Raw genomic sequence first — 24888 nt, 5'->3', positions numbered from 1 at the left:
CGTTACTCCCGAAGTCCGCGATACATGGCGTCCAGCAGCCGGTGCGTTTCGTCGCACGCATACTCCCAGAACATGATGCCCGCGAGGCCGCGCGCCTGGATATATTCGCATTTGCGGCCGATCGATTGCTCGTCGTCGTAGGAAATGAAGGTGTCGCCGTTGAACAAATACGGCGCGCAGGCTTCCTCGTCCCAGTAGCGGACATACCCGTTCTGGTCGATGAACTCGGCCGCCAGCTTCGTGAAGTCCGGTCCGTAGCCGCCTGTCGTGCCCGCCATCTGATGCAAGCCCTGATTCCGGTTCGGCACCTCGCGCCACATCCGGGAGTAGAACGCCGCGCCGAGGACGAGCTTCTCTTTCGGCACCCCGGCGCGCAGGAACAGATTCACCGAAGCGTCCGCGCTAATCCGGAACAAGTCCCCGGTCGGCGTGTACAGATTGGTATGATGGCCGGTTAGAATCTGGAAGCCGCCGCGCATGTCGTAGGTCATCAGCTGGACGAAGTCCAAATACCGCTGCGCTTCCTCCATCTCGGTCCCGTCGACGTAATATTGATCAGCGCCCGCCGCGATGGTGAGCCAATATCGGCGGCCGTCCTGCGCGCCCTGCCGGTCCAGCGCTTCCCGGATCTCCTTCAGCAGCAGCGTGAAATTCCCGCGGTCCGCCGGACTTGCGCCGATACCGGCCTCGCCGTAGCACGGATACTCCCAGTCTAGGTCGATCCCGTCGAATGGATGCTCGCGTACGATGTGGACCGCCGATTCGGCCATGCTTCTGCGTCCGGCCTCGGTCGAGGCCGCCTCCGAGAACCCGCCCGCGCTCCAGCCGCCGACAGATAACAGCAGACACAGATCCGGATGCGCGCGTTTGATGCCGGGCAGCCGGTCCAGATGCTTCATATGCGCTGTCGTAATCGCGTCCTCCCGCACATGGCCGAACGCCACGTTCACATGCGTAAGTTTGTTCAGCGCGTCCGCTGTAATCTCCGCCAGCTGCGCATCGCCGACATAGCCGGCCACGATGTATCCTTGTTTGGTCATCCTTGTTCCCCTCCTTGTATTTCGCGTTCCAGCACGCGGGTTAGCGCCTGCAGCGCTTCTTTGCCCGTGCCGATTCGGTAGCCCGAAGCGGCATAACGAATCCGCTGACGAGGGTCAAGGACGGCCAGATGCGGATAGCCCGCTTCGCTGGCCGGCGGCTGCGCGGCGAAGGCCGGCAAGGCATCCTTGCCCTGCGCCGCGACGAGTACCGTGCCTGCAGGAAGCTCCGGATAACGGCTCGACGCCAGCGCGCCGCCCGATTGCGACTCGTCGGCAATAAGGACAATCGGCACGCCCGTCCGTTCATAGGCCGCCGCCAGCTCGCCGATCTCGCGCAGGAGATGCTTGGTCGGCTCTCGCTCCGCCTCGATCCAGGCGGCGATCGCGCCATGCTCGCCGATAAGCTCGCCGAGCCGCCGGCTTGTTCCGTCCGGCAGCGTGACCCATCGCTCCGCCGCTATGGCGCCTAGATCCGGCAGGTCGATCGCCGCCGTCCGGTAGACGAGCGCAGCGCGCGTCTCTTCGCCGGCGACAACGTCGAAATAAGCAAGCCGCGCCCGCACGGCGCCGTTCTTCATGCGAACGCCCGTGATGAGCCGATAGGCGCCCGCCTCCGCCTCCAGCGGCTTGTCGTATACGTCGGTCATGCCGTGCGGGAACAGCAGCGTCCGGTAGACGCCGTTCTCCAACCGCGCGAAGCTGAAATTCTCGGCATAGGAAGCGACCGGCGCGGCGTCGTCCGCATGCAGGTCTTTCAACAGCACGATCGTCCCGGACGCATTCGCGACGTGCCCGCCTCTTCCACCTTCTACCGCGAAAGCGGCATCCGCCCAACCGCCGTCCGCGGATAGATACTGCGGCTTCTGCTCGCTCGGATGCAGCCGCGCCGGAATGCCGAGGCTGCGGCTTATCGCGACGAAGAGAATGTCTCGCGATACCTCGTCTCCTCGCATCAGCTCGTAGGTTCCGACCGGGTTGCCCTTCCCTTTCAGATTCGGCAGGTCCTCCCACAGCTCGAACGTCTCGCCCAGCATGCGGGCCGCTCGACCGGGATCCGCGCGGAATGCTTCGGCCTCTGCCGCCGTGAACGCCTCTTGGAAATACCGCTTATACGGAACGATCATCTCGTATTGGACGCGCGGGCATAAGACGTAACGCTCGAACACCTCGTCCTGCAGCTCGCCGCGAACGGCCAGCGCGCCTTCCAAATGATCGAGCAGCGTGCTGCGGTTCGCGTCGATAAGATCTTTCTCGTTCAGGCTTTCTAAAAGCCGCAGCGTCCAGATGCCATAAGGCGCAGCGCTCTCCTCGATGAAGGCGGCGATCTCGCGGCCATTCCCGCGCGCTTTGCGAAGCAGCGTCCATACCCGCTCCGCAGGCAGTCCCACCGCGTCCGCCAGCACTGCGGCCTCGTCCTCGCGCATGAACGTCACTTCGTAAGCGGCGCGGAGCTTCGTCCCTTCTTCGAGACGGCGGTCATGCCGCGCGAGCCGTTCTTCGCTCAGCGGTTCCAGCGGTTCGCCTTCCGACTCGGGCGGAGGCGCCAGATCCAGATCGAGCGCAGCGCCGCTCGGCTGCTCCGTCTGATCCAGCACGAGCTCGATGCGGTCGACTTGCGACGCAGGCAGCAGCGCCTCGCCCCACGCGCCCGCCTTCACTGCGCGGACCACGAGATCGCCGATACCCGTCATGAAGACCGCCGCTCCCTGCTCGTTCGTCGGCAGGATCGCCAGCGGATACAGCTCCGCGTAATTGTACACCTCGAAGCGGACGTCGGCCCCGGGGACCGGACGGCCCTGCGCATCGAGAACGCGGACGGTAATCGACTTGGTGCGGGCATAATTCGCGAGCAGGTTGATTTCCGTAAACCAATCGTCGGCGAGCGTGACCGCTTCGGGGCCCTCATAGTTCGCGAAGATGCGCGTGTTCACCAGCATCGCCCGGCGCGCCGGCGGCGTGAACCAGCCTTGATCCAGCCTGGCCTCCGGCTCGCATGCGCCGAAATAATGCCACTGTCCGTCGGCCCACGCTTCGACCCAGGCATGGTTGTCGTCGCAGTGCGCCCATCGAGGCGTATACACTTGGCGGGCGGGAATGCCGATGCTGCGCAGCGCCGCGACCGCCAGCGTCGACTCCTCGCCGCAGCGTCCTCGCGCATTGCGGATCATCGACAGCGGCGAGAGCGTCCGCAGATCGCTGCCGATGTAAGTCGCTTTCTCGTGACACCAATAATTGGTCTCCAAGATCGCGTCTGCCATCGTGAGACGCTTCGTCCGCTCAGCCAGCTGCGCATGAAGAATGCCGCGGGAATCTTCGATATTCTCCGTGTTGACCCGGTACGGAAGCACGAAATGAAGGAACAGATGATCGGGGACGCGAGGCCCCCACGGCATCTGCTCGCGAATCTCGAGCGTACGGCGCACATGACGCAGGAACAGCTCGCCTTCGTAATCGGCCAGATCGTTGACCGGCATATAGGCGAACAGAAATTTGAGCGCCCAGCTCTCTTCCGCGGTCAGCTCTTGCCCGAATACGCCGAACAGCTGCCGGGCCCTATTCTTCGCCAGCTCCTGCTTCGCTTGGAACTTCCGCTCGATTCTGGCCATCGTCTCTTGATCCATGGAGAATACGGGTTGGTGCACCATCGTCATCGGTCGATCGACTCCTTCCATAGTTTGCCGTCCTCGCGAATGCAATAGATTGCGCCGCCGTCCGCCGAGGCGGCCGAGATTTGAAACAGGCCGCTCGTCGACTCCAGCAAGGGCTCGATCGTGCGCGGTTCGTCCCCCATCATCTGCCGCATGTCTTCCGGGAATCTGCCATGGTCCGCATAATAGTTGCGAGCCGCGTAATAGAGTTGGCGCAGCTCCCACTTGATCGTCTCGTCGGCCGGGAGCTCGAATGTCTCCGGCCCATCGTCGTCCGCGAACACGACGTATCCCCACAGCTCCGGATAATGCATGTTGACGAGTCCCATCGGCGACCATACCCAGTTATCCTCGGGATAAGGCTTCCCGGTTCGCGGCTCGATGACCTTCTGGTACTGCCCGCCGCGCACGTCGGCCTGCCATTGCACGCGGGAGAAGTTGACGCGCCAGAATTCGCCGGCAGCCGGCGGACGGGTCTGCGCCGCGCATTCCCGCAGGGCGGACCAGGGCATCGCGACCTCGACGCTCCACATCCGGTTATCGGCCGACGGTTCGTTCAGCGCGCCGTCGATATGGACCGCAGTCCGCAGTCCGCCGATATCCCACCCGTTCACCGCAGGACCGCCGTCCCGGTAAGGCTTCACGAGCAGCAGATCCCACACGGTATTCAAGGCGTTGATCTCGAATTCGTAGTACTGGTGGGTGTCGCCGTCCGGATCGATGAAGATCTCGAAGTCGTTGTCGTGGAAAATGACCGAATCTCGCTCTTGCAGCGTCGCCCATATTTGATCCTCGGTCAGCTCGGCGCCAACATAAAAGCAGTCGTCGTCCCACAGCATTTTGACCCGCGTCCGCTTCGCCGGCAGCGGCCGCAGCTCGCCTTCGATATCGACGAAATCGTCCGTCCATTCCGCCGCTGCCCAGAAGGGCTTGTCGAGCCGGCCGTCCAGCGTTAACGCCTCTTTTGCGCGCCTGCAAATGTAATGTTTAGGGTTGTAGACGATGCGCGGAACCGGTACTCCGCTACGGTTCATGGTCGTTCCTCCCCGATTCGGTTGTCGTAACTTTATAGATACACGTCGTTACTTTATACCAGTTTGTGGTATATTCAACGCTCCAAATTGTTGCTATCATGTAAACATAAACGAATATGAGATTCGACAAAGGAGGCAGACTGAAGAAGAATGACCTACTTTAAATCGAAGCTATTTCTGAACTATATTTGGTCGTATCTGTTTATTTTGCTGCTTCCGCTCATCTGTCTGACCGCGCTTATCTACCACAATGCCCTCTCGAATTTGCGCTCCGAAATCGAACAATCCCGTCTTGCCCAATTATCGCAGGCCAAGGTCGTGATCGACGGGCGGATGAAGGAGCTCGGCGAGATCGCCTCCCGCATTTCCTACGACAAACGCTTGACGCCTTACCGGGTGCGAGACCCCATCACGAGCGGCGAAGCCATCGCCGCCCTCGACCAATACAAGGCGACCAGCTCCATCATCGGCGAAATCTACTTGTATTTTCATCAGGACCACAAAATCTACTCGAGCAAAGGCTTGAACGATTACGAGGTGTTCGCTCATCACACCAGCTTCCGGAATTGGGATAAGGATACGCTCTTCGAGAACTTGAACAGCGTGAAGTATCCGACGATGCGTCCGGCCGACATCGTAAGCAAGCCGAACGGCCGCCAGGAATCGATGCTCGCCTATCTGAATCCGATTACGCCCAACAATCCGAATCCGCACGGCACCGTCATGTATCTGATTCAGGAAGCCGAGCTTGCCGGCCTGATCGATACCATACTCGGCAACTACCAGGGACTTGCTTACATACTCGATAACGAAGGCCGCGTGCTGATCGACAACCACCAAGGCGAGGCGCTCGACTCCGCCGAGGAATCGGCTCTATTCGCCGCCTTGCCGCAGGGCATCACCGAGCGCAGCTTGAACGGCAAAGCCCATTCGATCGTGTCGGTCAAATCCGATATGAACGGCTGGACGTACGTGACGGCGATGCCGAGCGCGCAATTTTTCGGCAGCGTGCTGCACGTGCGCAGCATCATCCTGATGCTCTTCACGCTCGTCGTCATTGCCGGGGCGGGGATCGCGCTCTTCATGGCCCGCATGCAATACAGGCCGATCTCGAAGCTGGTCGATCTGGCGTCCTCAAGAGCCAAACCGAATCGCAAACCGGACGCCCGGCCGCCAGCGGGCAATGAGCTGGAGCGCATCGGCACCGCGCTGCGGGAATACAGCTCGCGCGTCGACCTGCAGGAGCCGTTCGCCCGCAATCACGTGCTGTCCCTGCTGCTGAAGCACGGCCACGCCCAAAGCTTGACGCCCGAGCTGCAGGAAGCGCTCAATCTCCGCTTCGACCGCGGCCGCCATGTCGTCCTGGTCATCGGCTGGGAGCATACGGATCCCGATCGCATCAAGACGCGCAGACAATTGACGAAACTGCTCGATCAGCTGGAGCTGCCTGCCCTCTCGGCGCACGGGTACGGCGTCGAGCTGCCGCAGCTCGATCAGCTGGGTCTTATCGTCAGCTTCGACCCGACTCCCGACGCCGACGAATTCGCACCGCTGCAGCAGATCGCCGAAGCCGTGCGCGACCGTTTGCTGGCATCGTTCGAAGTCGTGCCGATCATCGGCGTGGGCAACAGCTACGACAGTCCCGATCAGATCAACCAGTCCTACATCGAAGCCTGCTCGGCGTTCGAGCTTCGCCAGGAACCGGGCGTCGGCGCCATCACCTACTTCGGGAAGCTGTCGCATGCGCCGGATCAGGCGTTCTGGATTCCGGCGGGCACGCTGCTGAAGCTTTCGCAGAGCTTAAAGCTCGGCAGCTACGACGTCACCGCCCAAATTATCCACGCTTCTGTTCGCGATATGCAGTCCGCGGAGCTGTCCGCGCTGCTGAAGCGCTGTATGTCCTTCGACCTGTTGAACACGATCTTGAAGACGGCGTCGGAGCTGGGCTATCACCGGATGGCGCAGGAGATCTCGCCGAACGCCATGCTCCATCCTTCGCCGGAACAATTGGAGCGCGCCCTGCTGCATCTCGCGTCGCAAATTTGCAGCCAAGTCGAGAAGCATCATCAGAAGGAAGAGCAGACCGTCATCGACCGGATCGCCGCCTACATCGACGCGAACTATGCGGATATGAACCTGAGCCTGGAGAGCGTCGCGCTCGAGTTCGGCATCTCCCCTTCCCACGTGAGCCGCTCGTTCAAGGAGAAACGAGGCGTCAATTTCGTCCACTATGTGTGGCACAAGCGCATGGAGCAGGTGAAGCACCGGCTCGAGACGACGAGCGAACCGCTCAAGGACATCATCGTGAAGGTCGGCTACGTGGACACGCCGAATTTCATCCGCAAGTTCAAGAAGGAGACCGGCTTGACCCCGGGCCAATACCGCAAGCAATTCGCCCCGCCCGGTTCGGTCCATGCCGACTGCGAGGCCGAAGAAGCATGAGGAATCGAATAAGCCAGCCGCCAGGGTATTGCATCCGAACGGCTGGCTATTCGTCTTCGCGTACGACGTGATTATTTGCCCGTATTCCAGCGGTCGTAAGCGCCTTGATACAGCTCGGCGATCCGGTCGCTGCCCATTTGCTTCAATTGCGCCACGTACTTATCCCAGCTCGCGAGCGGCTCTTGCCCGGTGATGAACTTCGCTTCCATCTGCAGCACGTACGTATCCAGATCGGACAGCAAGGCGGTAGCTTCGGTCTGCTCGTCGTTGGTTAAGTACACGTTCGGGAACGGCGCTTTGCCGATCGGCGCCAGCTTCTCCTGCGTCTCCTTGTCGATCCAGTCGTCGAATTCGCTGCGCAGCCCTTTGGCCAGCTCGCCCGTATTGACGCCAGGCGTCAGGATGCCGAAGTTCGGCGTAATCGTGCCGCGGTACTCCTCCCGGTCGCCGCCGCCCGGCACCGGCAGCCATTCCTTCTCGCGGGTATCCGGGTTCGTGTATTTCCAGAGGGTGTTCTCCGGTCCTTGGTTGAAGAACGTCGCGCCCTCGTAGCTGTACAGGTAATCGATCCAGCGCATCGTCGCTTCCGGCGCGGGGTTCTTGCTCGAGATCGCGAACGTGCCGTTGGCGGACATGCCCGGATGCTTGCCGTATACCGGACTGCCTTCGATCTCGCTCTTGACCGGCGTCATGAGCGGATTGTCGCCGCTCGGCTCGCCGCCCAGCGTGAAGTACGGGAAGTAGTCGTTGAACAACGCGATCTGGTTGTTCTGCCCTTTCGCCTTCTTCTGATCGGACGTCTGCGAGAACGTCTCGTGATCAAGCAGCTCTTCGTTCCACAGCTTGTTCAAGAAGGTCAAGTAGCCCTTATAGCCCTCTTCCTGCGGCGAATAGTGGACTTTGCCGTCCTTGTCCGCATAGATCGTCTCGTCGTACATGCCCCAGAAGCCGAAGAAGAACATGCGCAGATCGTCGAGCTTGACGGACGTGAGCGGGATTTCGTCCGGCTTCCCGTTGCCGTTCGGGTCCTCCGTCTTGACGCGCTTCAGGAAGGCGTACAGCTCATCGGTCGTCTTCGGCAGCTCCGTGACGTTCAGCGCCTTGAGGAACTTCCCGTTATACCACATCGGGCTGCGGTACCAGACGGCCGAGAGGTCGACGAACGGCAGCGCGTACATATGGCCGTCCGGCGTCGTGAACGACTTGCGCACGTCCGGATTCTCGTCGAACAGCTTCTTGATGTTCGGCGCATAGCCTTCGTCGATATATTTCTCGAGCGGGATCAGGGCGCCTTGCGTCCCATAGGTGACCTGCTCGGCAGGCGTCAGGTCGGCCGCGTAGAAGACGTCGGGCAGGTCGCCGCTGGCGAAAACGAGGTTCTTCTTCGAGGCGAAGCTGTCGATCGGCGCCAGCTGGTAATTGAACTTGATGCCGCTCTTCTTCTCCATCTCCTGCAGCACGATCATGCTGTTCCAGTCCGCCACCCCGGCATCCTGCGACATCATCGTCAGCGTGATCGGCTCCTCCACGATCGGGAAGCCTTCTTTGTTGACGCCTTTGACGCCTTCCGCGTTCCCCGCGCCTGCCCCGTTGGACGCTTCCGACGCATTCGGCGCGTCCGCCTTGCCGGAGCCGGCATTGTTCCCTGTTTCGTTGGACGAGCTGCAGGCCGCGAGCGTAGAAGCGGTCAAGGTGACGCAGAGCAGCGCGAATGAGGCTTTGCGAAGATGTTTCATCGTAATCTCCCCCTCGAAATTGGTTATGGCAACGATCAGCCCTTAATAGAACCAATCATAACACCCTGTACGAAATAGCGTTGAAGGAATGGATAAATCAGGATGACCGGCAGCGTCGCCACGATGATGACCGCGTAGCGGACGAGCGCCGCGATCTCCGCCTTCGTGTTCATGGCGGCCGCCGTGGAGGCGTCGATCGCCCCGCCGCCCTGCGCGCCCATCTCCTGAAGCACGAGGATTTGGCGCAGTACGAGCTGCAGCGGATATTTGGCGGCATCGTTCAAGTAGATCAACGCCGAGAAGTAGCTGTTCCAGTTGCCGACGCCGTAGAACAACGCCATGACGGCGATAATCGGCATCGACAGCGGCAGAACAATCCGGACGAACAGCTTCATATTGGTAGCTCCGTCGATGAGCGCGGCTTCTTGCAGCTCTCTTGGAATGGAGCTTTGGAAGAACGTGCGAGAGACGATGATATTCCAGATCGACGCGGCGGACGGGATGACGATCGCCCACATCGTATCGATCATGCCGAGCTGCTTCACGAGCAGATAAGTCGGCACGAGGCCGCCGCCGAAGAACATCGTCACCATGAACATGCCGGTGAAGAAATGGCGGCCGACGAAATCCTTCCGGCTGAGCGCGTAGGCGGCGGGCAGCGTGACGAGTAGGTTAATGGCGGTGCCGACGATCGTGTAGATCAGCGTGTTCGTATAGCCCACCCATATATTCGAGTTGGCGAACACCCTTTTGTACCCGTCGAACGTGATGTCCCTTGGCCACAGCCACATCTCGCCCGAGGCGACCAGCTTCGGATTGCTGATCGAAGCGCTCACCATGTAGACGACCGGGTAGAATACGATCAGGAAGGCGATCAGCACGTACAAGGTATTGCAGAATAGGAACAGCTTATCGCGTTTGGTTTCTCTGACGCCGGACAGCATGCGCGTCCCTCCTCTCTACCACAGGCTATTCTCGCTCGTCCGTCGGACGATCTGATTGACGACGACGAGCAGAATCGCGTTGATGACCGAGTTGAACAAGCCGATCGCCGTCGAGAAGCTGTACTGGGCATCGACCAGACCCGATCGGTACACGTACGTCGAGATGACGTCCGAGCTGCTCATGTTGAGCGGATTTTGCAGCAGCAGGATTTTCTCGAACCCGACGCCGAACAGACTGCCCATGTTCAAAATAAGCAGGATCGTCATCGTCGGGAGCAGCGTCGGGATATTGATGTGGCGAACGCGCTGGAAGCGGGAAGCGCCGTCGATGATCGCCGCCTCGTGCAATCCCGGATCGACGCCCGATAGCGCCGCCAAATAAATGATCGTCCCCCAGCCGGCGCTCTGCCAGACGCCCGACAGCACGTACATCGTCTTGAACCATCGCGGATCCGTAAGCAGGTCAGGCGCCGTGAACCCGAGCCATTCGATCATCCGGATGAGGATGCCCGTCGACGGAGACAGGAACGAGATGATCATCCCCGCCATGACGACGACAGAGATGAAGTGCGGCGCGTACGTCACGGTCTGCGCCAGCTTCTTGAAGAAGCCGTTCCTCACCTCGTTGAAGGCCAGCGCCAGGATGATCGGAATCGGAAACCCGACGGCCAGCTCGTACAGGCTGATGCTCAGCGTATTCCAGATCAAGTCCCAGAAGTAGTACGATTGGAAGAACCGGACGAAATGATCGAAGCCGACCCATGGACTTCCGAATATGCCTTTGGTCGGGATGTAGCTCTTGAACGCAATCTGGATGCCGTACATCGGGCCGTACGAGAAAATAAGAAAGTAGAAAGAGGCGGGGGCGATAAACAGATACAGCTCCCAATTGCGCGCGATTTTCTTCCAAGTCCCTTTCCTCGTCTTCGCCGGACTCGATAGCGCGACGCCGCTTGCGGCCGCATTCGTATTCGGCATCGGATCACTCCTCTCATCGGTTGGTCGCAAACTGGAGTGCGTCGTGTAAACTTGTCTGACGCTTACACCATTAACAGTAGCCGACCGGATGAAGGCCGGTAAATATGTCATTTTCGATTTGCTTTGAAACCGCTTAACACAGCGTCATTGGTACGAATTGCATTTCCGTCTGACAATCGAATCGTGTGTTGTTTTTGCGCCGTTCTTGCGATGAAATGCTCGCTGGGCAAAAACAACAATGTGAGGTCTGCGCGAGTGTATGCGTTATCAAAGGTGGATCAAAGCAAATGGCATGTAAGGTATGCGATGGCGAATTTCACATATCAAAGCCAAACGACGCTGGATCTCTCAACTCCCGGCCTGCGCAGGAGCGAACAAAAACAGCCGATCGGAATGACCGGCTGTTGATGATGTCTGGCGACATGTCTACCTATTAATTCTCACGGTCTTGTCAACCGGAACACGTGCGCGATCGGCGCAATTCCCGTACGTTCGCCGAGCGGCAGCTTGACGAGTAGGCCGTCCTCCGTCCGGGTGAAGTCCAATTGGCCCGTCTGCCCGATCAGTTCCACCGACGCGATCGGCTCCCTATAGGGAAGCGGCACGTAATCCGGTACGGGCGTGTCCTCGCTTGGATACAAATACGAGGCATATACCGTCTCTCCCTTGCGGGTGAACGCGCAAGAGCCGGTGAAGTATGGCGCACAGATCCGCGTCCCATAGACGGCTTCGCCGTAACGCTTCATCCAGACGCCGAGCTCCTTCATCCGCCGCATCGCTTCCGCGGGAAGCCGGCCGTCCGGCTGCGGTCCGACGTTCAGCGCCAAATTGCCGCCTTTGGCCACGACCTCGAGCAGAATATGTACCAGCTGACGAGTCGATTTATACCGCTCGCCGTAGCCGAAGGAGAACGAGTTGCCCATCGTGATACAGCTTTCCCATGGGACGTGCAGCGGTCGGTCGGGGATCGTTTGCTCCGGCGTCACGTAATTCTCATACGGTCCGCCCACCGTCCGGTCCGCCGACAGCAGCCAAGGCTGCTTCTCCCGCGCGCGCCCGATTACCTCGCCCAACCGGATGTCCTGTCCCCGCCGCTCGGCGTTGACCCATCCGGCATCCAGCCACAGCACGTCGATGCGGCCGTAGCGGGTCATCAGCTCCATGATCTGCTCGTGCGTGAATTGCACGAACCGCTCCCACAGCCAAGGGTATGCCTGCGGATCGTACGATGGCCCGCGCCACATATGGCGGCCGCGCGCCATGCCCGGCGCCCAGTAGTAAGGCGTATGCCAATCCGCCTTGGAGAAGTACGCCGCGATGGCAAGCCCATGCGAGCGGAACGCGTCGAACAAATTCCGGCACACATCGGCGTAGCGGTGCGCGTGGAACGGCGTATCCGGTCCGGTTATCCGATAGTCCGTCGTATGCGTATCCCACATACAGAACCCATCGTGATGCTTCGTCGTGAAGATGAGGTACTTGAACCCGCCTTCGGCCGCGGCCTCCGCCCATGCGTCGGGCTGGAACCGGATCGGATTGAAGGTCTTGTTCAGGTCGAAGTACTGGCGCTTGAAGTCCTCCATATCATCGGTCCAATCGATGTCGCTGCGCGACCAATCACCGTCCTCGTCGCTCAGCGCCCACGACTCCACCAGTCCCAGCTGCGAATATGGCCCCCAGTGCATCATGAGCGCCAGCTTCTGATCCTGGAACCATTCCAGCCGCTCGAGCAGCAGCGGATCCTCCGGCTTCACCCATTGGGCCTCGCTGCTGAAATTGTGTACGCCTTGCGCGACCTCGTGGTTGGGGCGCTGCTCCTCCTGTTCGGTTGTTTGCTGCGCGGTATGCTCGCTCATGGATTTTCCTCCCTGCTTCTTTTTCCTTGTCTATCGCTGATTCTAAGTTTGACGTCTGGTTGCAGGCATGTTCTCCATGAGCATAACGAGCGCCCCCTCACCGCTCAATGTGTGATTTTCGGCGGGTATGCTTTTTCCTTTGGACTAGCCATGCGACAGGTGGAGGATGTGGACTTCTCTTCAATTGCAACATGTGGATTTTGATCTGTATAGTCGCCAAAGCACGATAAAACGACAATTCCATATTAGATAACAATCTAAATATATTGATTTACGATAAATGATGTGTTAGATTAAAAAGACAATCCGAAGCGAGGTATTGATCATGAAACGAGGAGCTACGTTCTTTTTGAAAGCAGTGGTTATAGCCATGGCCATTCCGATAGCAGCCTTGTGCTTCATTGGCTTGCCATCGATCGCAAACGAAGCGACCGACCGTTTTCCGGCTATTTGGCTATATCCGGTCTTCATCGGCATTTACGCGGCGGCGCTGCCGTATTTCATTGCGCTGCATCAGGCTTTTCAGTTATTGCGATTGATTGACAGGAACCAAGCGTTCTCGGAAAACGCGATCAGCAGGCTGAAGAAAATAAGAAATTGCGCAGCGGCGATCAGTGTTTTGTTTGCGGCCATCATGCCGTTCTTATTATGGATCGCACAGGACGATGATGCGCCAGGTCTCGCCGCTCTCGGGCTGATCATCATCTTCGCTTCCGCGGTTATCGGGGTATTTGCCTTCGTGCTTCAGCGGGTTTGGCAATCGGCCATCGCGTTCAAATCCGAGAACGATGCCATCATATGAAGCGACGACAAAGAGGCGCACCCATTCGGTGCACCTCTTTACTGTTCATATTACTGGCTTGCGATTATAGCGCGCCGACCACTTTATGCGGCACGTACAGCTCTTCGAGCGACGCGATTTCTTCCGGCGTTAACGTGACGTCGAGCGCTCCGACCGCTTCTTCGATATGGGCGATCTGGGTTGCGCCGATAATCGGAGCGGTCACCGGCTCTTTCTGCAGCAGCCATGCCAGCGCGACTTGGGCGCGCGGTACGCCGCGCTGCTCCGCGATGGCGCTCACCCGGTCCGCGATGACGCGGTCGATGTCCGCCGTCGCGTCGTATTTCATTTTCTGGGCGGGATCCGTCTCGGAGCGCGGCGTGACGACAGACCATTCGCGGGCCAACCGTCCCGATGCGAGCGGGCTGTACGGGATTACGGCAATCTTCTCCTCCTTGCACAGCGGCATCATCTCCCGCTCCTCTTCGCGGTAGATCAGGTTGAGATGATTCTGCATCGCGACGAACCGGGTCCAGCCATGCCGCTCGGCGACGTGCAGCGCCTTCTGGAACTGCCACGCGTACATGGCCGAAGCGCCGATATACCGGGCTTTGCCGGCTTTCACGACATCATGCAGCGCCTCCATCGTCTCCTCGATCGGCGTGTTGTAATCCCAGCGGTGAATTTGGTACAGATCCACATACTCCGTCCCGAGCCGCTTCAAGCTGTTATCGATCTCGCTCAGGATCGCTTTGCGGGACAGCCCGGCGCCGTTCGGTCCCGGACTCATCCGGAAGAACACCTTCGTCGCGATGACGACCTCGTCGCGGTTCGCGTAATCCTTGAGCGCGCGGCCGACGATCTCTTCGCTCGCCCCGGTGGAATAGATATTCGCCGTATCGAAGAAGTTAATGCCCAGATCCAGCGCCTTCTTTATCAAAGGACGGCTGTTCTCTTCGTCCAGCAGCCAGGGATGGTTCCAACGCTCGACATCGCCGAAGCTCATGCAGCCCAGGCAAATCCGAGAGACATCCAAACCGGTATTGCCGAGTTTCACGTATTCCACAGATCTTTCCTCGCTTTCCAAATCGAAGATGGTGATGCATGCGCAGCTATTATCGCATCTGGAGTTCACTCCAAGTCAAGCCTTATTCGGTTTATTCACCTGCGTTGTCGAGATAACCAAGCTTGTATATCCGCATCGTGTACGCTTTCAAGAAAGCATTCACCCGCTCAAAGTCAGGCAGGCTGTCAAGTTTAACGCTTGCTTGCAGCTTGGACTCCAGCTCCACGATCAACTCGTCGATGATGGCGAGATATTCGGCCGGCTTATATTTACCGCGCTTAATATCCAGCAGCTCCTCGCGGTCGCGGCGATAGAGCTGGATGTCGCCGGTATCCAGAAGCTCGATCATGAGGCGCGAGCATTTGATCGCGTTCATCGCTTCCTTGGTCTCGTAGCCGTATCGTTCGACGCGCGCGATTTTGTCCGGACGCTTCAGACTGGCGGCCGGCACCAATGCGCGCTTGCAGCACCCTTTGATGAAGCCGATATATCGCTTGACCAGCGCCTTGGACAGGAAGAGTTCGCGCGCTTCCAGAATCGGCAGGACCCGCTCGTCGCGAAGCAGCTGGAACCGTTCGGACACGTACATCATTTCGAACGGCACCATTTCGCCGTAATAGGCTTCCTTGATCAAGTGGCGGGGACTGAATAATTCGATGTCGAGATCATCCGCCGCGTTGATTTTGCCCGCTCCCCCGACAAGCTTCGTATGCTCAAAACTTTTCAGTCCAAGCACATCATTCGCGTCCAAGAGCACGATGCCCCGAAGATCGAGATCCGACGTCTCGTCGTTCGTCCCGCTAATGACGGAACCGGCCTGGCAGACATAGATGAGTCCGTTCGCCAGCTCGGCCGATCCGGTCTTGTTCGCGATGAATCGCTGCGCCTCTTCGAGCATGGACGATCCTCCTCCTTAACGGTACCAGTCCAGCATGAGATCGGTATACAGCTCGCCGATCTTGCGGGCATCCGTCGAAGCGGGCAGTACCGTCGCCGCCTTGGCCGCCCGCAGCCGCGTTTCCAGCTCCGCCACCATCTCGAAGATCTCGTCCCACGAATAGTTTCCTTGCCTGATGCTCAGAAGCTCGTCCCGATCCTTCTCCCGAAACACATGCAGCCTGCCCGTGGTCAGCACCTCGATCGCCATCTTCAACAAGCGGATCAAATGCATCGCATGCTTCTCGAGCTTCTCTTCCGGCCGCTTGTTGCGCGCGCCCATCTTATTGAAGTTCTTGCTCGCGTTCGTCAGCTCGGCCGTCATGCCAGCCAGCTGCTTCAGCTCCAGGCCTTCGTAATGTACGGTTAGCTCGATCGCCGCCTTGCCATCGTCGTCGACCTTGACCCCGCGAATCGCGAACACGCCGTCCTGATATCCGGGATAATGCAGGTCGAAGGTTCGAATGATCCGCTCCAGCGTCTCGGTCAGATGCGTCACGTTGTCCTCGATCGTCGCCCGGCCCAGACCGCTCTTAATCCGCATCAGCTGTTGGCGCGCGTAGCCCCCGAAGCTGTCGAAGCAGGCGGCGCTCAGGAACAGATCACGCTGCTTGCGAAGCTCCTCGCCGTGCTTCATGATCTTCGTGACGAACCGTTCCTCCGTAAACAGAATTTCGAGCACCGTCGGATTTTGCGTGTTGGCGAGATTCATGAACTTCTTGAGCGCGTGATATTCATGGTCCGGCGCATGGGCGACCACGGTCTCGAACTCTTGCGACAAATCGAAGATATCCCGCTTCGGGAGAATCACGACGGACTTCTCATCCACGTCGGAGGTCGCCGTGTTCAGCCCGTAGGCCGTCGAACCCGTAATCGTGCGCAGTATCGTCTGCGGCTCGAAATAGAGCCGGAGCTCTTCAGCTGACATTTGATTGTATTTCACCATCGCATCATCGGCCTCCTACGCTTGTTTTAGGGCTCCATACTTATTCCATAGTCCCCGACCGGTTCCTTTTTTTAAAATTCGGTCCAACAAAAAAGAACCGCTGCAGCTGGCAGCGGTTCTTTTCAATAGGATTTAAAGAAGTCCGAACTTATTCCCCGTGCGTCTGGACGACCTCCCGCAGGACCTGCAGTTCGCCCCCCAGCTTTTCCATCGTGCGTGCCTTGATTGCGCTCAACAATTGAGTCGCCGTTAAACCGGCCGGACGAGGTTCATACATGTGCTTGTACCAGATCTCCTCGGCTGTCCCGGCTAGCGGCGATGGCCAATAATCGTTCATCTCCGCCATCCACTTCCAACCGGGCCGGTTTTCACGGTAATTCGTCTCCTGCTCCAACGATAACCGAATGTAGTCCCATGCCGCCTTTTTGTTCGCGCTTGCCTCCAAGATGGCGTAATACGTGCCGCCATGAACCGCGTAAGCATTGAACGGCAGTCTCGTGAATGCCCATTGATCCGCGTGCTCGGGATCCCACTCCTTCAACAGGTCGCCGCCCCATTCGCCCATATATAGCATGATCAGCTTTTCGTCGCGGATTGCTTGCTGTCCGAGTTCGTCCCACATGTTCAGGAACGACGGCAATTGAGCTTGTTCGGCTTCCAACATGACCGACGCGATCGGTATCAAGTCGGGGGTATTCCGCGCGTAGCCGCCCTGTGGCGTGAAAAACCCTTTGCCTGCCGCGCCGAGGTTCAGAATATCCGTACCGTTGGTCATGATGGAGTGTCCAGCGGCTTGGAGCGTCTTCGCCATCCGCAGCCAATTGGCCGGGTCTTCCATGAAAGTCGCGAGCGCCTCCGGCTCCGCAGGAAAGCCATATTGCGCCAATATGTCCGCCCGGTAGAACGTGCCCATCATCGGGTAGTCCTTCGGAATGGCAATCAGCGATTGGCCGTCCAGCGAACGAAACGGCGACAAAGTCAATCCATTGAACCAATCGTTCTGAATGCGCTCTGCAGCCTTGTATGGCGCTTGCCCGAGGTCTTCGAACAGATCAAACGCGACAAGATCGTTCGCCTGCGCGTTTTCGGCGATGATGATATCCGGAGCAGGATCAGCCGCCAGCTTATGGATAAAATCCTCGCCAATCGCCGCCTGCTCCCACACGATTTTGCGATCCGGATATAGCCTCTCGTACTCTGCGATCAACCATTCTTCCGGCGATATGACCGCCAAGATGCGGAGCTCGACCGGCGCTTCGCTGCTCGTCGCAGCAAGCTCCTTCGCGGCGGCTGGTATCGGCGAATACGCAGAGAATGATTCGGAGGCGCCCTTGATGCCGAACGCCGCGGCTAAGCCGGCCAGCAGCGCGAAGCCGAGCAGCAGGCTCGTCCTTTGTTTAGTTCGTTTCATCGGCATCTCCCTCTTTAGCCTTCCCCTGTTGTTCTGCCAACCATGCCTTAAGCTGATCGGCGCTCATCGGCTTGGCATAATGATAGCCTTGTTGCAAGTGGCATCCGGCTTCGGTAAGCCGGAGCCCGGCCTCTTCGTCTTCGACGCCTTCTCCGATCATCTGCCAGCCCTGCTCCGCCGCCAAATTCGTCATATGGTTGACGATGGCGAACGACCGGCTTTCCGCCGAAATGCGCCGCGCAAAATCGCGATCAAGCTTGAAACCGTCGATCGGCAGCATATCCAGCAGATGAAGCGAGGAATAGCCCGTCCCGAAATCGTCCAGCCATATCCCGATACCCTGCGCTCGAAGCCGGCGCAGCGTGGCGACGACCTGATCCAGGTCTTGCGCGAACGCCTCCTCCGTCACCTCGATGTTCAACATGGACGCGGACAAGCCCGTTTCCGCCAGCGTATGCTCGATGAGATCTGCGATCGCTTCGTGGGCGAGTTGGGACTTGGACAAATTGATGCTGATCTTCACCGCGGCGTGCCCATCGTCCATCCAAGCCTTGGCTTGCCTGCAGGCGAGCTGCAGCACGTGCTCGCCGAGCACACCCATCATTCCGTTCTCCTCGACGGCCGGAATGAATTGCAGCGGGGAAATGTACCCGTGATCCGGATGATACCAGCGCGCGAGCGCCTCCATCATCACCACTCGGCCTGTCTGCACGTCGATGATGGGCTGATAATGGAGCATGATCTCTTGCTGCTGGATGGCGAGCGGGAGCTCGTGCTTGAGATTCAATAGTCTGGTCATCGGCCGCGATTTAATTTCGCCGTAAAAGACGAAACAGCTTTCCCGCTTCTCTTTCGCTACGTACATCGCGATATCGGCATGTTTGATCAAAGCTTCCGCATGATTTCCATCTTGCGGGTACAAGCTAATTCCGATAGAACCGCCGATCGTGACCTCCTCTTGCGTTAAAGCGAACGGTTCAAGAAGATCCGCGCGGATCGCCTCGGCCAGCGTCCGAACGTCCGCCTCAGCCCGATTCTGCAGGACGATCACGAATTCGTCGCCGCCCAGCCGGGCAATGAATGCTTCTTCCCCCGCCAATTCCCGCAACCGGTTCGCGACTTGCACGAGCAGTTCGTCCCCGGCAGCATGTCCGTATTTGTCGTTAATCGGCTTGAACCGGTCCAGATCGATATACATGAACGCCGCCGATTCCAATGACCCGTTCCGCATATCCAATTCTTCATGCGCGAATTCGTTGAAATGCCGACGGTTCGCCAGACCCGTTAATGGGTCGTGATGCGCCAGGTTCTTAAACTCCCGGAGCATTTGCTTCAGCTTCTCCGTCACGAAAGAGAAATTATGGACAAGGATATAAATCTCTTCAATATTCGAATCGAACCACGCTGTCGTTTTGGCCGAGCGGATCTGCTGCGGCAAATCCGTCGTTATGGCCGCGAGCAAGCGAATCGACCGGATGACGAACCGATGCAGGAAGAAAGCAAGAAAACCGATGGTCAGGGCGATATAGAGCACGTTGACCGACTGGGCCAGAAAGTAACTGACCGCCTCCTGTTCATACTTCGCGGTGGACAGCCGCAGCAAGAGCGTATGCGACCCTAAATCCAGCCGATACACGTATGCCGCGTCTCTGCGGTAAGTGTCCGGCATTTTCGACAACGGTTCCTCCGATTCCCATCGGGACAGCTCGCTTGTTAAAGGATCCCATTTCCCATCGCCCAGCCACAACAGCGCCTGATGGGTTGTTTCGAAATTCATGGCGCGGACCATGGCCCCATTGTTATCAAATAAGGCCGCTTGATCGATCGTCGTGCCGGATGCCTGGCGGATGATCTCCTGAAAATAGCCGATTTGAAGCAGGCTTCGGAGCTCGAACGCCTCTTTCTCGTCGTCGGACCATTGCTGATAAGCTTCTTCGATAAGCGATGACGTTAACGCGGCCTGATCGTTCATCTCGTTTATCATGTTCCGTTTCGCGATATGGCCGGTATTTATGATGAACAAGAAAGAGGATGCGATAATGCTGAACACCATCAAATCGATCATCACGCGAGCCAATCGGATGCGGCCTGCGCCCTTCGATCTCAAATAGGGAACATACCTAGTGCAAACGTCGACGACCAGCGCATTAAACATCGCGTTCACCACGATTACGACCAACAGAAGCAGGAACATCGGCGTTAATGTATTGTCCGTCAAGGCGATCATGAGGAGTAAAGAGGGGATCCCCGCGAGGAGCCAGAACAGGATGACGGACGTCAAATACCCCCTATTCTTCCGAAACGTCCACAGGATCACGCCCAAGATCTCTACGATTGACAGTACAGCCTGAAGGACAGACTCGAACTGAAGCGTCACCGCAGCAGCATGCACGATCACGGCGATGCCCGCCGCCCGCTGCCAGCCGCCTACCTGGAGCGCGGCATACAAGAACAGGCTGGCCAAATATATCTTGATGCCTAACACAAGGTGGATAGGCGCCGCCAAGGTCAGCCCGGCGGCCAGTCCAAGCAGGACCGAAGCGACATTCTTTCGAAGCAACCGCCGGCCCGCGGTTTGGAAGTCACTCATTGTTGTTCACTTCCTTTGGCAATATCTCTTCTATATATCGGCATTCAGACCACGGTTATAACAGACAAAATTTGGTGTGGCCGATGCACAACGTCGCGCGGAAGAGTCTCCCGCCAAGAAAGGAGCGAACACAAAAAAATCCGCCCAACGAGCGGATTCATTCTAGGTATTATGGCTTTGTGTCCTTCAAAGACAGGTTAGACCTTACATTTGCAGCACGAGCTTGCCGACCGTCTTTCCTTCTTCCAGACGCGCCAGCGCCTCGGCCGCCTTTTCCATCGGGTACACCGATTCGATCTCGGCATGAATCTCACCCTTTGCCAGCAGGCTTAACGCCTCCTTCGCCGCTTGCCCGGTCTCGATCGGGTTGCTGTCGCTCAACCCGCCCAAGGTGAATCCGGCGATCTTCCGATTGGATAACCAGATGCCGTTATAGGAATGAGGCACATCCTCATCGCCGCTCGCGTTGCCGACCACGATGAGCTCCCCGAGCGGGCGAAGCACGTCCAAGCTCTGTTTGCGCATCGCGCCTCCGACCGGGTCGAATACGGCATGCACGCCATTCCCGCCCGTGGCGCGAAGGGTCTGTTCGGCAAACTCGGCGCGGAGGAACAATTCGTCATACCCGAAATTCGCGGCAAGCTTCGTTTTCTCGGCTGTACCGACGGTTCCGAGCACCTTGCCGGCGCCGAAGTGTCTCGCCACTTGGCCCAAGAACCCGCCTAAGCCGCCGACCGCCGCATGGATCAGCACGTCGTCGCCGGTACGCAACCGATAGACGTCGCGGATGGCCAGATACGCGGTCGTGAGATTGACGATGGCGGCAGCCGCCGTCGCCAAATCCAAATCCGCGCCTAATTGATCGAGCGGAACCGCGAGATCCGGCCGGACATTCGCCACGGAGGCATACCCGTTCATCTGATGGAGCGTCATCGCGGCGACGGGCTGGCCGACGTAGAATCCTTCTACGCCTTCCCCGATGGCACGGACATAGCCCGACACTTCGAGCCCCGGCGTAAGCGGCATCGGGAAGAAGGCGTCGAATTCGCCGCGGCTGAGCAGCACTTCGAAATAACCGACCCCCGCGTACGCGACGTCGATGGTCAGCATGCCCGGTACGGGCTGCAGATCGGGCAGCTCGCGTAAGCGCAAGCCTGCGGGTCCTGCCGGTTGATCGATAACAATGGATTTCATTGGAAAATGCCTCCTTGGTGGATGGGAATGAGTTGATTATAGAACTCATCCAAGGAGGCAGCCAGTTTGCGGTTATGCAGGTATCCAGACTAACAGGCTAATTCGCGGAATGGCGTAAATCGGCTAATTTGCGCGCGGTATCGGTGCCGGCTGCGGGAGCGAAAATGCAGCAATGCAGATCCGGATTGCCGTTAATATTGGAGAATGAATTCAATTGAAAGTCCAGCCGCCCCAGCTCCGCATGATCGAACGCGAACAAGATCGCTTGCTTCTGCCGAACGTCGTGCAGCCGCCATTTCTGCTCGAACTCCTCGCTTTTCATGCACATCTCCCGGACGAAGGCTTCAAACCAGAGATCGTCGGGCTTCTGATCATGGTTCATGCGAAAGACGCCGATCGTATAGTTCCGGACTTCATCCCGATTCACCAATTGTTCGTTCATGTTCGAATCGGCGAAGAGCAGCCGCGTCATCACGCGTTCTTCGGGCGGCATGGCGTCAAAATCCGCGATTACCTCGTTGGCCATCCGATTATAGGCCAGCACCTCGGTCCGATGATTGGCGACAATGGCCGGATAAACCATCTGGTCGAGGAGACGCTGGAGCTCGAGATTCGCGCCGTCCTCGCTCGGCCTCGCGTTCGAAGCGTTCTCGTAATTCGCAAGCCGCAGCAAGTGGGCATATTCCTCGGCGGACAATTGCAGCGCCCTGCTGACGGCGTCGATGACCTCCCTGGATACGAACGCAACTCGGCCTTGCTCAAGCCACGTATACCAGGTTATGCTGACGCCCGCCAGCTGAGCGACCTCCTCCCGCCGCAATCCCGGCGTTCTTCGTCTGCCGTATCGGCTGGCCATCTCGACGCGGTCCGGATTCATCCGCTCGCGGCGGGATTTCAGAAATTGCCCGAGAATTTTATTCTTCTGATTCGCTAACGCCATTCTACCACTCCTATAGTTCAGCCGGATCGGCCGCACGTGACCCGAATACGGCAATTCCAGTCGCAAACTTCAGCGGGCAATTTGGTCTGCCGCGCGCGCCGCCGGATTCGCGATCCGCTCCAGCAGCTTGTCGCCGTAGGTGTCGCGCAGCTGCAGCTCCGGCATGTGGATATAGCCGATGTAGCAGTCGCAGGCGTTCATCCGGCACAGCCGCTCCCGTGCCAGTCCCTCCAGCCCATCGCGATACAAATGCCCGATGACTTGGCGGTCCTTGTAGCAGCGTTTGACCAAACCCGGTCCCTGCACGTAAAAGACGTCCAGCCCGGCGCCGCACCGCTTGCCCGCGCTCTCGTAGTCGGTCGCATTCAGCTCGAACAGCGGGTCGATGCCGCGCAGGAACACGCGGTCTTCTTCCGAGTAATAATTCGCTTTGTCCTTATAGGCATTCACCCACAGATACAATTCGGACGGCAGCGCTCGCCGCAGCGAAGCGATGGCGTCGAACGCGCTGCGCACGCCGACCGTGCCGACGCTCATCGGGATCCCTCGTTCATGCAGCTGCAGACATTGCCGGATGAATCTTGCTTCGTCCGTCTGGCCAGGATGATACGTCGCCCAGAACGCCGCCTTATCGCGGTTCAGCAAGTCCGTCCACTCGAGCTTTGCCGACAGATTCGTCTGAATGGCCACCTTATCGACGTGCGCCAGATGGGACAGCTCAACCATCGCTTCCCGATACCAGCGGTGAATCAGCCCTTCGCCGTAAGGATTGAAGAAAATGGACAGCCGATGACCGGCGGACTGCTGGGTCTTCACCCAATCGACGAAGGCAAGCACCTGCTCGCGGTCTTTCGCCAGCGTCGCGGCGCTGTCTTTATTTTTGCTGAACGGACAGTAGGGACAATCGTAATTGCAGGAAGATAGGCTTCCCCGGTAATAGAGAACCGCCTTCATCGCATCTCGAATCCTTCCATCCTTGCCCGGATTTCCGGCGAAATGAACCAGTCGCCGATCGCGTCCGACAAGGCGAGCCCTTCATCCGTCAGCTTCAATCGACCTGCCTCGAACACGGCTAATCCAGCTTCCGTGAGCAGGCCCAGCTCGGCGTAATCGTCCGGCGCCGCCGAACCGAACCGCGCCTCGTAACTAGACAAATCCAGCCCATCGGCATGCAGAATCGCCTTCAGAATAAACCGACGCCGCTGTTCTTCCGGGCTCAGCACGATTCCATAATCGGCGGTGTCGAAACGGTCGGCCTGCACGTAATCGGCGATAATGCTCGCCGTTGCCTTCCGGCCGACGGCATACCGAGACGCATAATGCACGTCGCGGGTGTACGAGCGGGCGCCGCACCCGAGCCCGACCATCCCTTCCTCCTGGCAGTCGTAGGGCAGCATCGTCTTGGCGGATGCCGCCGACGCTTTGGCGAACCTGCGCATGGAATACTGCCGGTAGCCGGCCGCCAGGAGACGTTCCCGCGCCGCGAGGTAGCAGGCCATTCGCAAGTCCGTGCCGCTCTCCTTGACCTGCGAAGGCTTCACGATCGTGTGCTCCCGCGTATAGAGCGGATAGAGGAAGATCTCCTCGGGCTGGTAAGCGAGCGCGCGATCCAGCGAATAGAGCCAGGAATCGACCGTCTGGCCGGGCAATCCGTAGATCAAATCGAGATTGAGGATCGGGAAATCGTACGAACGAAGCAGCGTCAGCGCACGCTCGACCTCGTCCGGCTTCTGCGGCCGGTAGATGGCCGCGGCTTCGGCTTCGACGAAGCTTTGGATGCCCATGCTGACGCGGTCCGTCTGATGCTCGCGCAAGATCGCAAGCCGTTCGCGGCTCACCGTCTCCGGCGAGGTCTCGACCGAAATCGAAACAAGGCCAAGATCGACGCCCAATTGTTCCGTGGCGAGCTCGAACAGCCGCGCCAGCTGCCGCGGAGCGAGCAGCGTCGGGGTTCCGCCGCCGATCGCGAACCGGGCGAACGGGCGGCGCTTCACGTGCGGCGCCCATTGCTTCGCCTGCCGGGCCAGCGCGTCCACGTATTGTTCGTGGGCGTCCGCGCTTTTGTCCGGGAGCGTGAATAGATTGCAGAACCCGCAGCGCGCGCCGCAGAACGGGATGTGCATGTAGAGAAAGAACGTGTCCGCGCGTTCCGCTTCCCACAGCCGTTCGAGGGGAATCGGCTCGTCGAACGGACGATATGCCGTCTTGTGGGGGTAGGCGTATAAATAGGACCGGTAAGGGTCGGCATTCAGCCGCTCGCGCAGACGGTCCGCTTCCCTATGCGTGTCCGGCACGCTTGGCAACGCTCGTGGATTCGTGAACATGGGATACCTCCCCCTCTTCAGA

At 58.8% G+C, this 24888-nt stretch carries 18 protein-coding genes; 2 read left to right on the top strand and 16 right to left on the bottom strand.

The annotated features are described in order from the left end of the window. Positions 1-2 precede the first annotated feature (2 nt). From ACFSKT_RS02315 to ACFSKT_RS02305, 3 genes are read right to left on the bottom strand one after another with little or no spacing between them, the layout of a single operon-like run. Positions 3-1040 carry a glycoside hydrolase family 18 protein gene (locus ACFSKT_RS02315; protein WP_377720190.1) on the bottom strand — a complete coding sequence of 346 codons (1038 nt, stop codon included), beginning with the start codon at positions 1038-1040 and terminating at the stop codon, positions 3-5. Further along, positions 1037-3691, bottom strand: a complete 2655-nt coding sequence (locus ACFSKT_RS02310; protein WP_377720189.1) for a transglutaminase domain-containing protein — start codon at positions 3689-3691, stop codon at positions 1037-1039. Before ACFSKT_RS02310 ends, ACFSKT_RS02315 begins: the two co-directional genes overlap by 4 nt. Beyond that, on the bottom strand, positions 3688-4722 hold the full coding sequence (locus tag ACFSKT_RS02305; RefSeq protein ID WP_377720188.1) for a carbohydrate-binding family 9-like protein: 1035 nt from the start codon (positions 4720-4722) through the stop codon (positions 3688-3690). The genes ACFSKT_RS02310 and ACFSKT_RS02305 overlap by 4 nt, the downstream gene beginning before the upstream one ends. A gap of 150 nt (positions 4723-4872) precedes the next feature. Here ACFSKT_RS02305 and ACFSKT_RS02300 point away from each other — a divergent pair, with 150 nt between their 5' ends. Then, entirely contained in the window at positions 4873-7164 is a 2292-nt protein-coding gene (locus tag ACFSKT_RS02300) for a helix-turn-helix domain-containing protein (RefSeq protein ID WP_377720187.1), read from the top strand. A 71-nt stretch (positions 7165-7235) separates the two neighbouring features. Here ACFSKT_RS02300 and ACFSKT_RS02295 read toward each other — a convergent pair whose 3' ends face one another. The 4 genes from ACFSKT_RS02295 to ACFSKT_RS02280 form a co-directional block, all read right to left on the bottom strand. Continuing rightward, complete coding sequence (locus ACFSKT_RS02295) at positions 7236-8900, bottom strand: extracellular solute-binding protein (protein WP_377720186.1); 1665 nt, start codon at positions 8898-8900, stop codon at positions 7236-7238. A 35-nt stretch (positions 8901-8935) separates the two neighbouring features. Further along, entirely contained in the window at positions 8936-9844 is a 909-nt protein-coding gene (locus ACFSKT_RS02290; protein ID WP_377720185.1) for a carbohydrate ABC transporter permease, read from the bottom strand. Between the two features lie 15 nt (positions 9845-9859). Then, entirely contained in the window at positions 9860-10822 is a 963-nt protein-coding gene (locus ACFSKT_RS02285) for an ABC transporter permease (RefSeq protein ID WP_377720184.1), read from the bottom strand. A gap of 440 nt (positions 10823-11262) precedes the next feature. Then, positions 11263-12678 (bottom strand): alpha-L-fucosidase, encoded by a 1416-nt coding sequence (locus ACFSKT_RS02280; protein WP_377720183.1) that lies wholly within the window; start codon positions 12676-12678, stop codon positions 11263-11265. Between the two features lie 325 nt (positions 12679-13003). Here ACFSKT_RS02280 and ACFSKT_RS02275 point away from each other — a divergent pair, with 325 nt between their 5' ends. Beyond that, on the top strand, positions 13004-13480 hold the full coding sequence (locus ACFSKT_RS02275) for a DUF2975 domain-containing protein (protein WP_377720182.1): 477 nt from the start codon (positions 13004-13006) through the stop codon (positions 13478-13480). 64 nt (positions 13481-13544) lie between these two features. On the opposite strand, the gene ACFSKT_RS02270 is transcribed toward ACFSKT_RS02275, so the two are convergent. The 9 genes from ACFSKT_RS02270 to ACFSKT_RS02230 form a co-directional block, all read right to left on the bottom strand. Then, on the bottom strand, positions 13545-14525 hold the full coding sequence (locus ACFSKT_RS02270; RefSeq protein ID WP_377720181.1) for an aldo/keto reductase: 981 nt from the start codon (positions 14523-14525) through the stop codon (positions 13545-13547). Between the two features lie 91 nt (positions 14526-14616). Beyond that, complete coding sequence (locus ACFSKT_RS02265) at positions 14617-15423, bottom strand: DNA polymerase beta superfamily protein (RefSeq protein WP_377720180.1); 807 nt, start codon at positions 15421-15423, stop codon at positions 14617-14619. Between the two features lie 15 nt (positions 15424-15438). Further along, a complete protein-coding gene (locus tag ACFSKT_RS02260; RefSeq protein WP_377720179.1) occupies positions 15439-16407 on the bottom strand; it encodes a DNA polymerase beta superfamily protein in 969 nt (322 codons plus the stop codon). Between the two features lie 148 nt (positions 16408-16555). After that, on the bottom strand, positions 16556-17818 hold the full coding sequence (locus tag ACFSKT_RS02255; RefSeq protein ID WP_377720178.1) for an ABC transporter substrate-binding protein: 1263 nt from the start codon (positions 17816-17818) through the stop codon (positions 16556-16558). Further along, complete coding sequence (locus ACFSKT_RS02250) at positions 17805-20408, bottom strand: putative bifunctional diguanylate cyclase/phosphodiesterase (protein ID WP_377720177.1); 2604 nt, start codon at positions 20406-20408, stop codon at positions 17805-17807. The genes ACFSKT_RS02255 and ACFSKT_RS02250 overlap by 14 nt, the downstream gene beginning before the upstream one ends. A 204-nt stretch (positions 20409-20612) precedes the next feature. Further along, the gene (locus ACFSKT_RS02245) at positions 20613-21602 is read right to left on the bottom strand and encodes a quinone oxidoreductase family protein (protein ID WP_377720176.1); all 990 of its coding nucleotides are present in this window, start codon (positions 21600-21602) and stop codon (positions 20613-20615) included. A gap of 97 nt (positions 21603-21699) precedes the next feature. Beyond that, entirely contained in the window at positions 21700-22542 is an 843-nt protein-coding gene (locus tag ACFSKT_RS02240; RefSeq protein WP_377720175.1) for a helix-turn-helix transcriptional regulator, read from the bottom strand. A gap of 69 nt (positions 22543-22611) precedes the next feature. Then, entirely contained in the window at positions 22612-23496 is an 885-nt protein-coding gene (locus tag ACFSKT_RS02235) for an STM4011 family radical SAM protein (protein ID WP_377720174.1), read from the bottom strand. After that, positions 23493-24866: an STM4012 family radical SAM protein gene (locus ACFSKT_RS02230; RefSeq protein WP_377720173.1), complete on the bottom strand. Its 1374-nt coding sequence runs from the start codon at positions 24864-24866 to the stop codon at positions 23493-23495. Before ACFSKT_RS02230 ends, ACFSKT_RS02235 begins: the two co-directional genes overlap by 4 nt. Positions 24867-24888: the final 22 nt, after the last annotated feature.

Source organism: Paenibacillus xanthanilyticus (assembly GCF_042682185.1).
GTDB classification, from domain to species: Bacteria; Bacillota; Bacilli; order Paenibacillales; family Paenibacillaceae; genus Paenibacillus_Z; species Paenibacillus_Z xanthanilyticus.
The sequence above is the reverse complement of the archived record's forward strand: the minus strand, read 5'-3'. Positions and strand labels throughout refer to the sequence as shown.

Excerpts from the sequence above, each read along its gene's own strand:
- ACFSKT_RS02305 (WP_377720188.1), bottom strand. The coding sequence starts at position 4,722 with ATGAACCGTAGCGGAGTACCGGTTCCGCGCATCGTCTACAACCCTAAA.
- ACFSKT_RS02310 (WP_377720189.1), bottom strand. The coding sequence starts at position 3,691 with ATGACGATGGTGCACCAACCCGTATTCTCCATGGATCAAGAGACGATG.
- ACFSKT_RS02250 (WP_377720177.1), bottom strand. The coding sequence starts at position 20,408 with ATGAGTGACTTCCAAACCGCGGGCCGGCGGTTGCTTCGAAAGAATGTC.
- ACFSKT_RS02260 (WP_377720179.1), bottom strand. The coding sequence starts at position 16,407 with ATGGTGAAATACAATCAAATGTCAGCTGAAGAGCTCCGGCTCTATTTC.
- ACFSKT_RS02300 (WP_377720187.1), top strand. The coding sequence starts at position 4,873 with ATGACCTACTTTAAATCGAAGCTATTTCTGAACTATATTTGGTCGTAT.
- ACFSKT_RS02285 (WP_377720184.1), bottom strand. The coding sequence starts at position 10,822 with ATGCCGAATACGAATGCGGCCGCAAGCGGCGTCGCGCTATCGAGTCCG.
- ACFSKT_RS02235 (WP_377720174.1), bottom strand. The coding sequence starts at position 23,496 with ATGAAGGCGGTTCTCTATTACCGGGGAAGCCTATCTTCCTGCAATTAC.
- ACFSKT_RS02290 (WP_377720185.1), bottom strand. The coding sequence starts at position 9,844 with ATGCTGTCCGGCGTCAGAGAAACCAAACGCGATAAGCTGTTCCTATTC.
- ACFSKT_RS02280 (WP_377720183.1), bottom strand. The coding sequence starts at position 12,678 with ATGAGCGAGCATACCGCGCAGCAAACAACCGAACAGGAGGAGCAGCGC.
- ACFSKT_RS02295 (WP_377720186.1), bottom strand. The coding sequence starts at position 8,900 with ATGAAACATCTTCGCAAAGCCTCATTCGCGCTGCTCTGCGTCACCTTG.
- ACFSKT_RS02245 (WP_377720176.1), bottom strand. The coding sequence starts at position 21,602 with ATGAAATCCATTGTTATCGATCAACCGGCAGGACCCGCAGGCTTGCGC.
- ACFSKT_RS02240 (WP_377720175.1), bottom strand. The coding sequence starts at position 22,542 with ATGGCGTTAGCGAATCAGAAGAATAAAATTCTCGGGCAATTTCTGAAA.
- ACFSKT_RS02255 (WP_377720178.1), bottom strand. The coding sequence starts at position 17,818 with ATGAAACGAACTAAACAAAGGACGAGCCTGCTGCTCGGCTTCGCGCTG.
- ACFSKT_RS02230 (WP_377720173.1), bottom strand. The coding sequence starts at position 24,866 with ATGTTCACGAATCCACGAGCGTTGCCAAGCGTGCCGGACACGCATAGG.
- ACFSKT_RS02315 (WP_377720190.1), bottom strand. The coding sequence starts at position 1,040 with ATGACCAAACAAGGATACATCGTGGCCGGCTATGTCGGCGATGCGCAG.
- ACFSKT_RS02275 (WP_377720182.1), top strand. The coding sequence starts at position 13,004 with ATGAAACGAGGAGCTACGTTCTTTTTGAAAGCAGTGGTTATAGCCATG.
- ACFSKT_RS02265 (WP_377720180.1), bottom strand. The coding sequence starts at position 15,423 with ATGCTCGAAGAGGCGCAGCGATTCATCGCGAACAAGACCGGATCGGCC.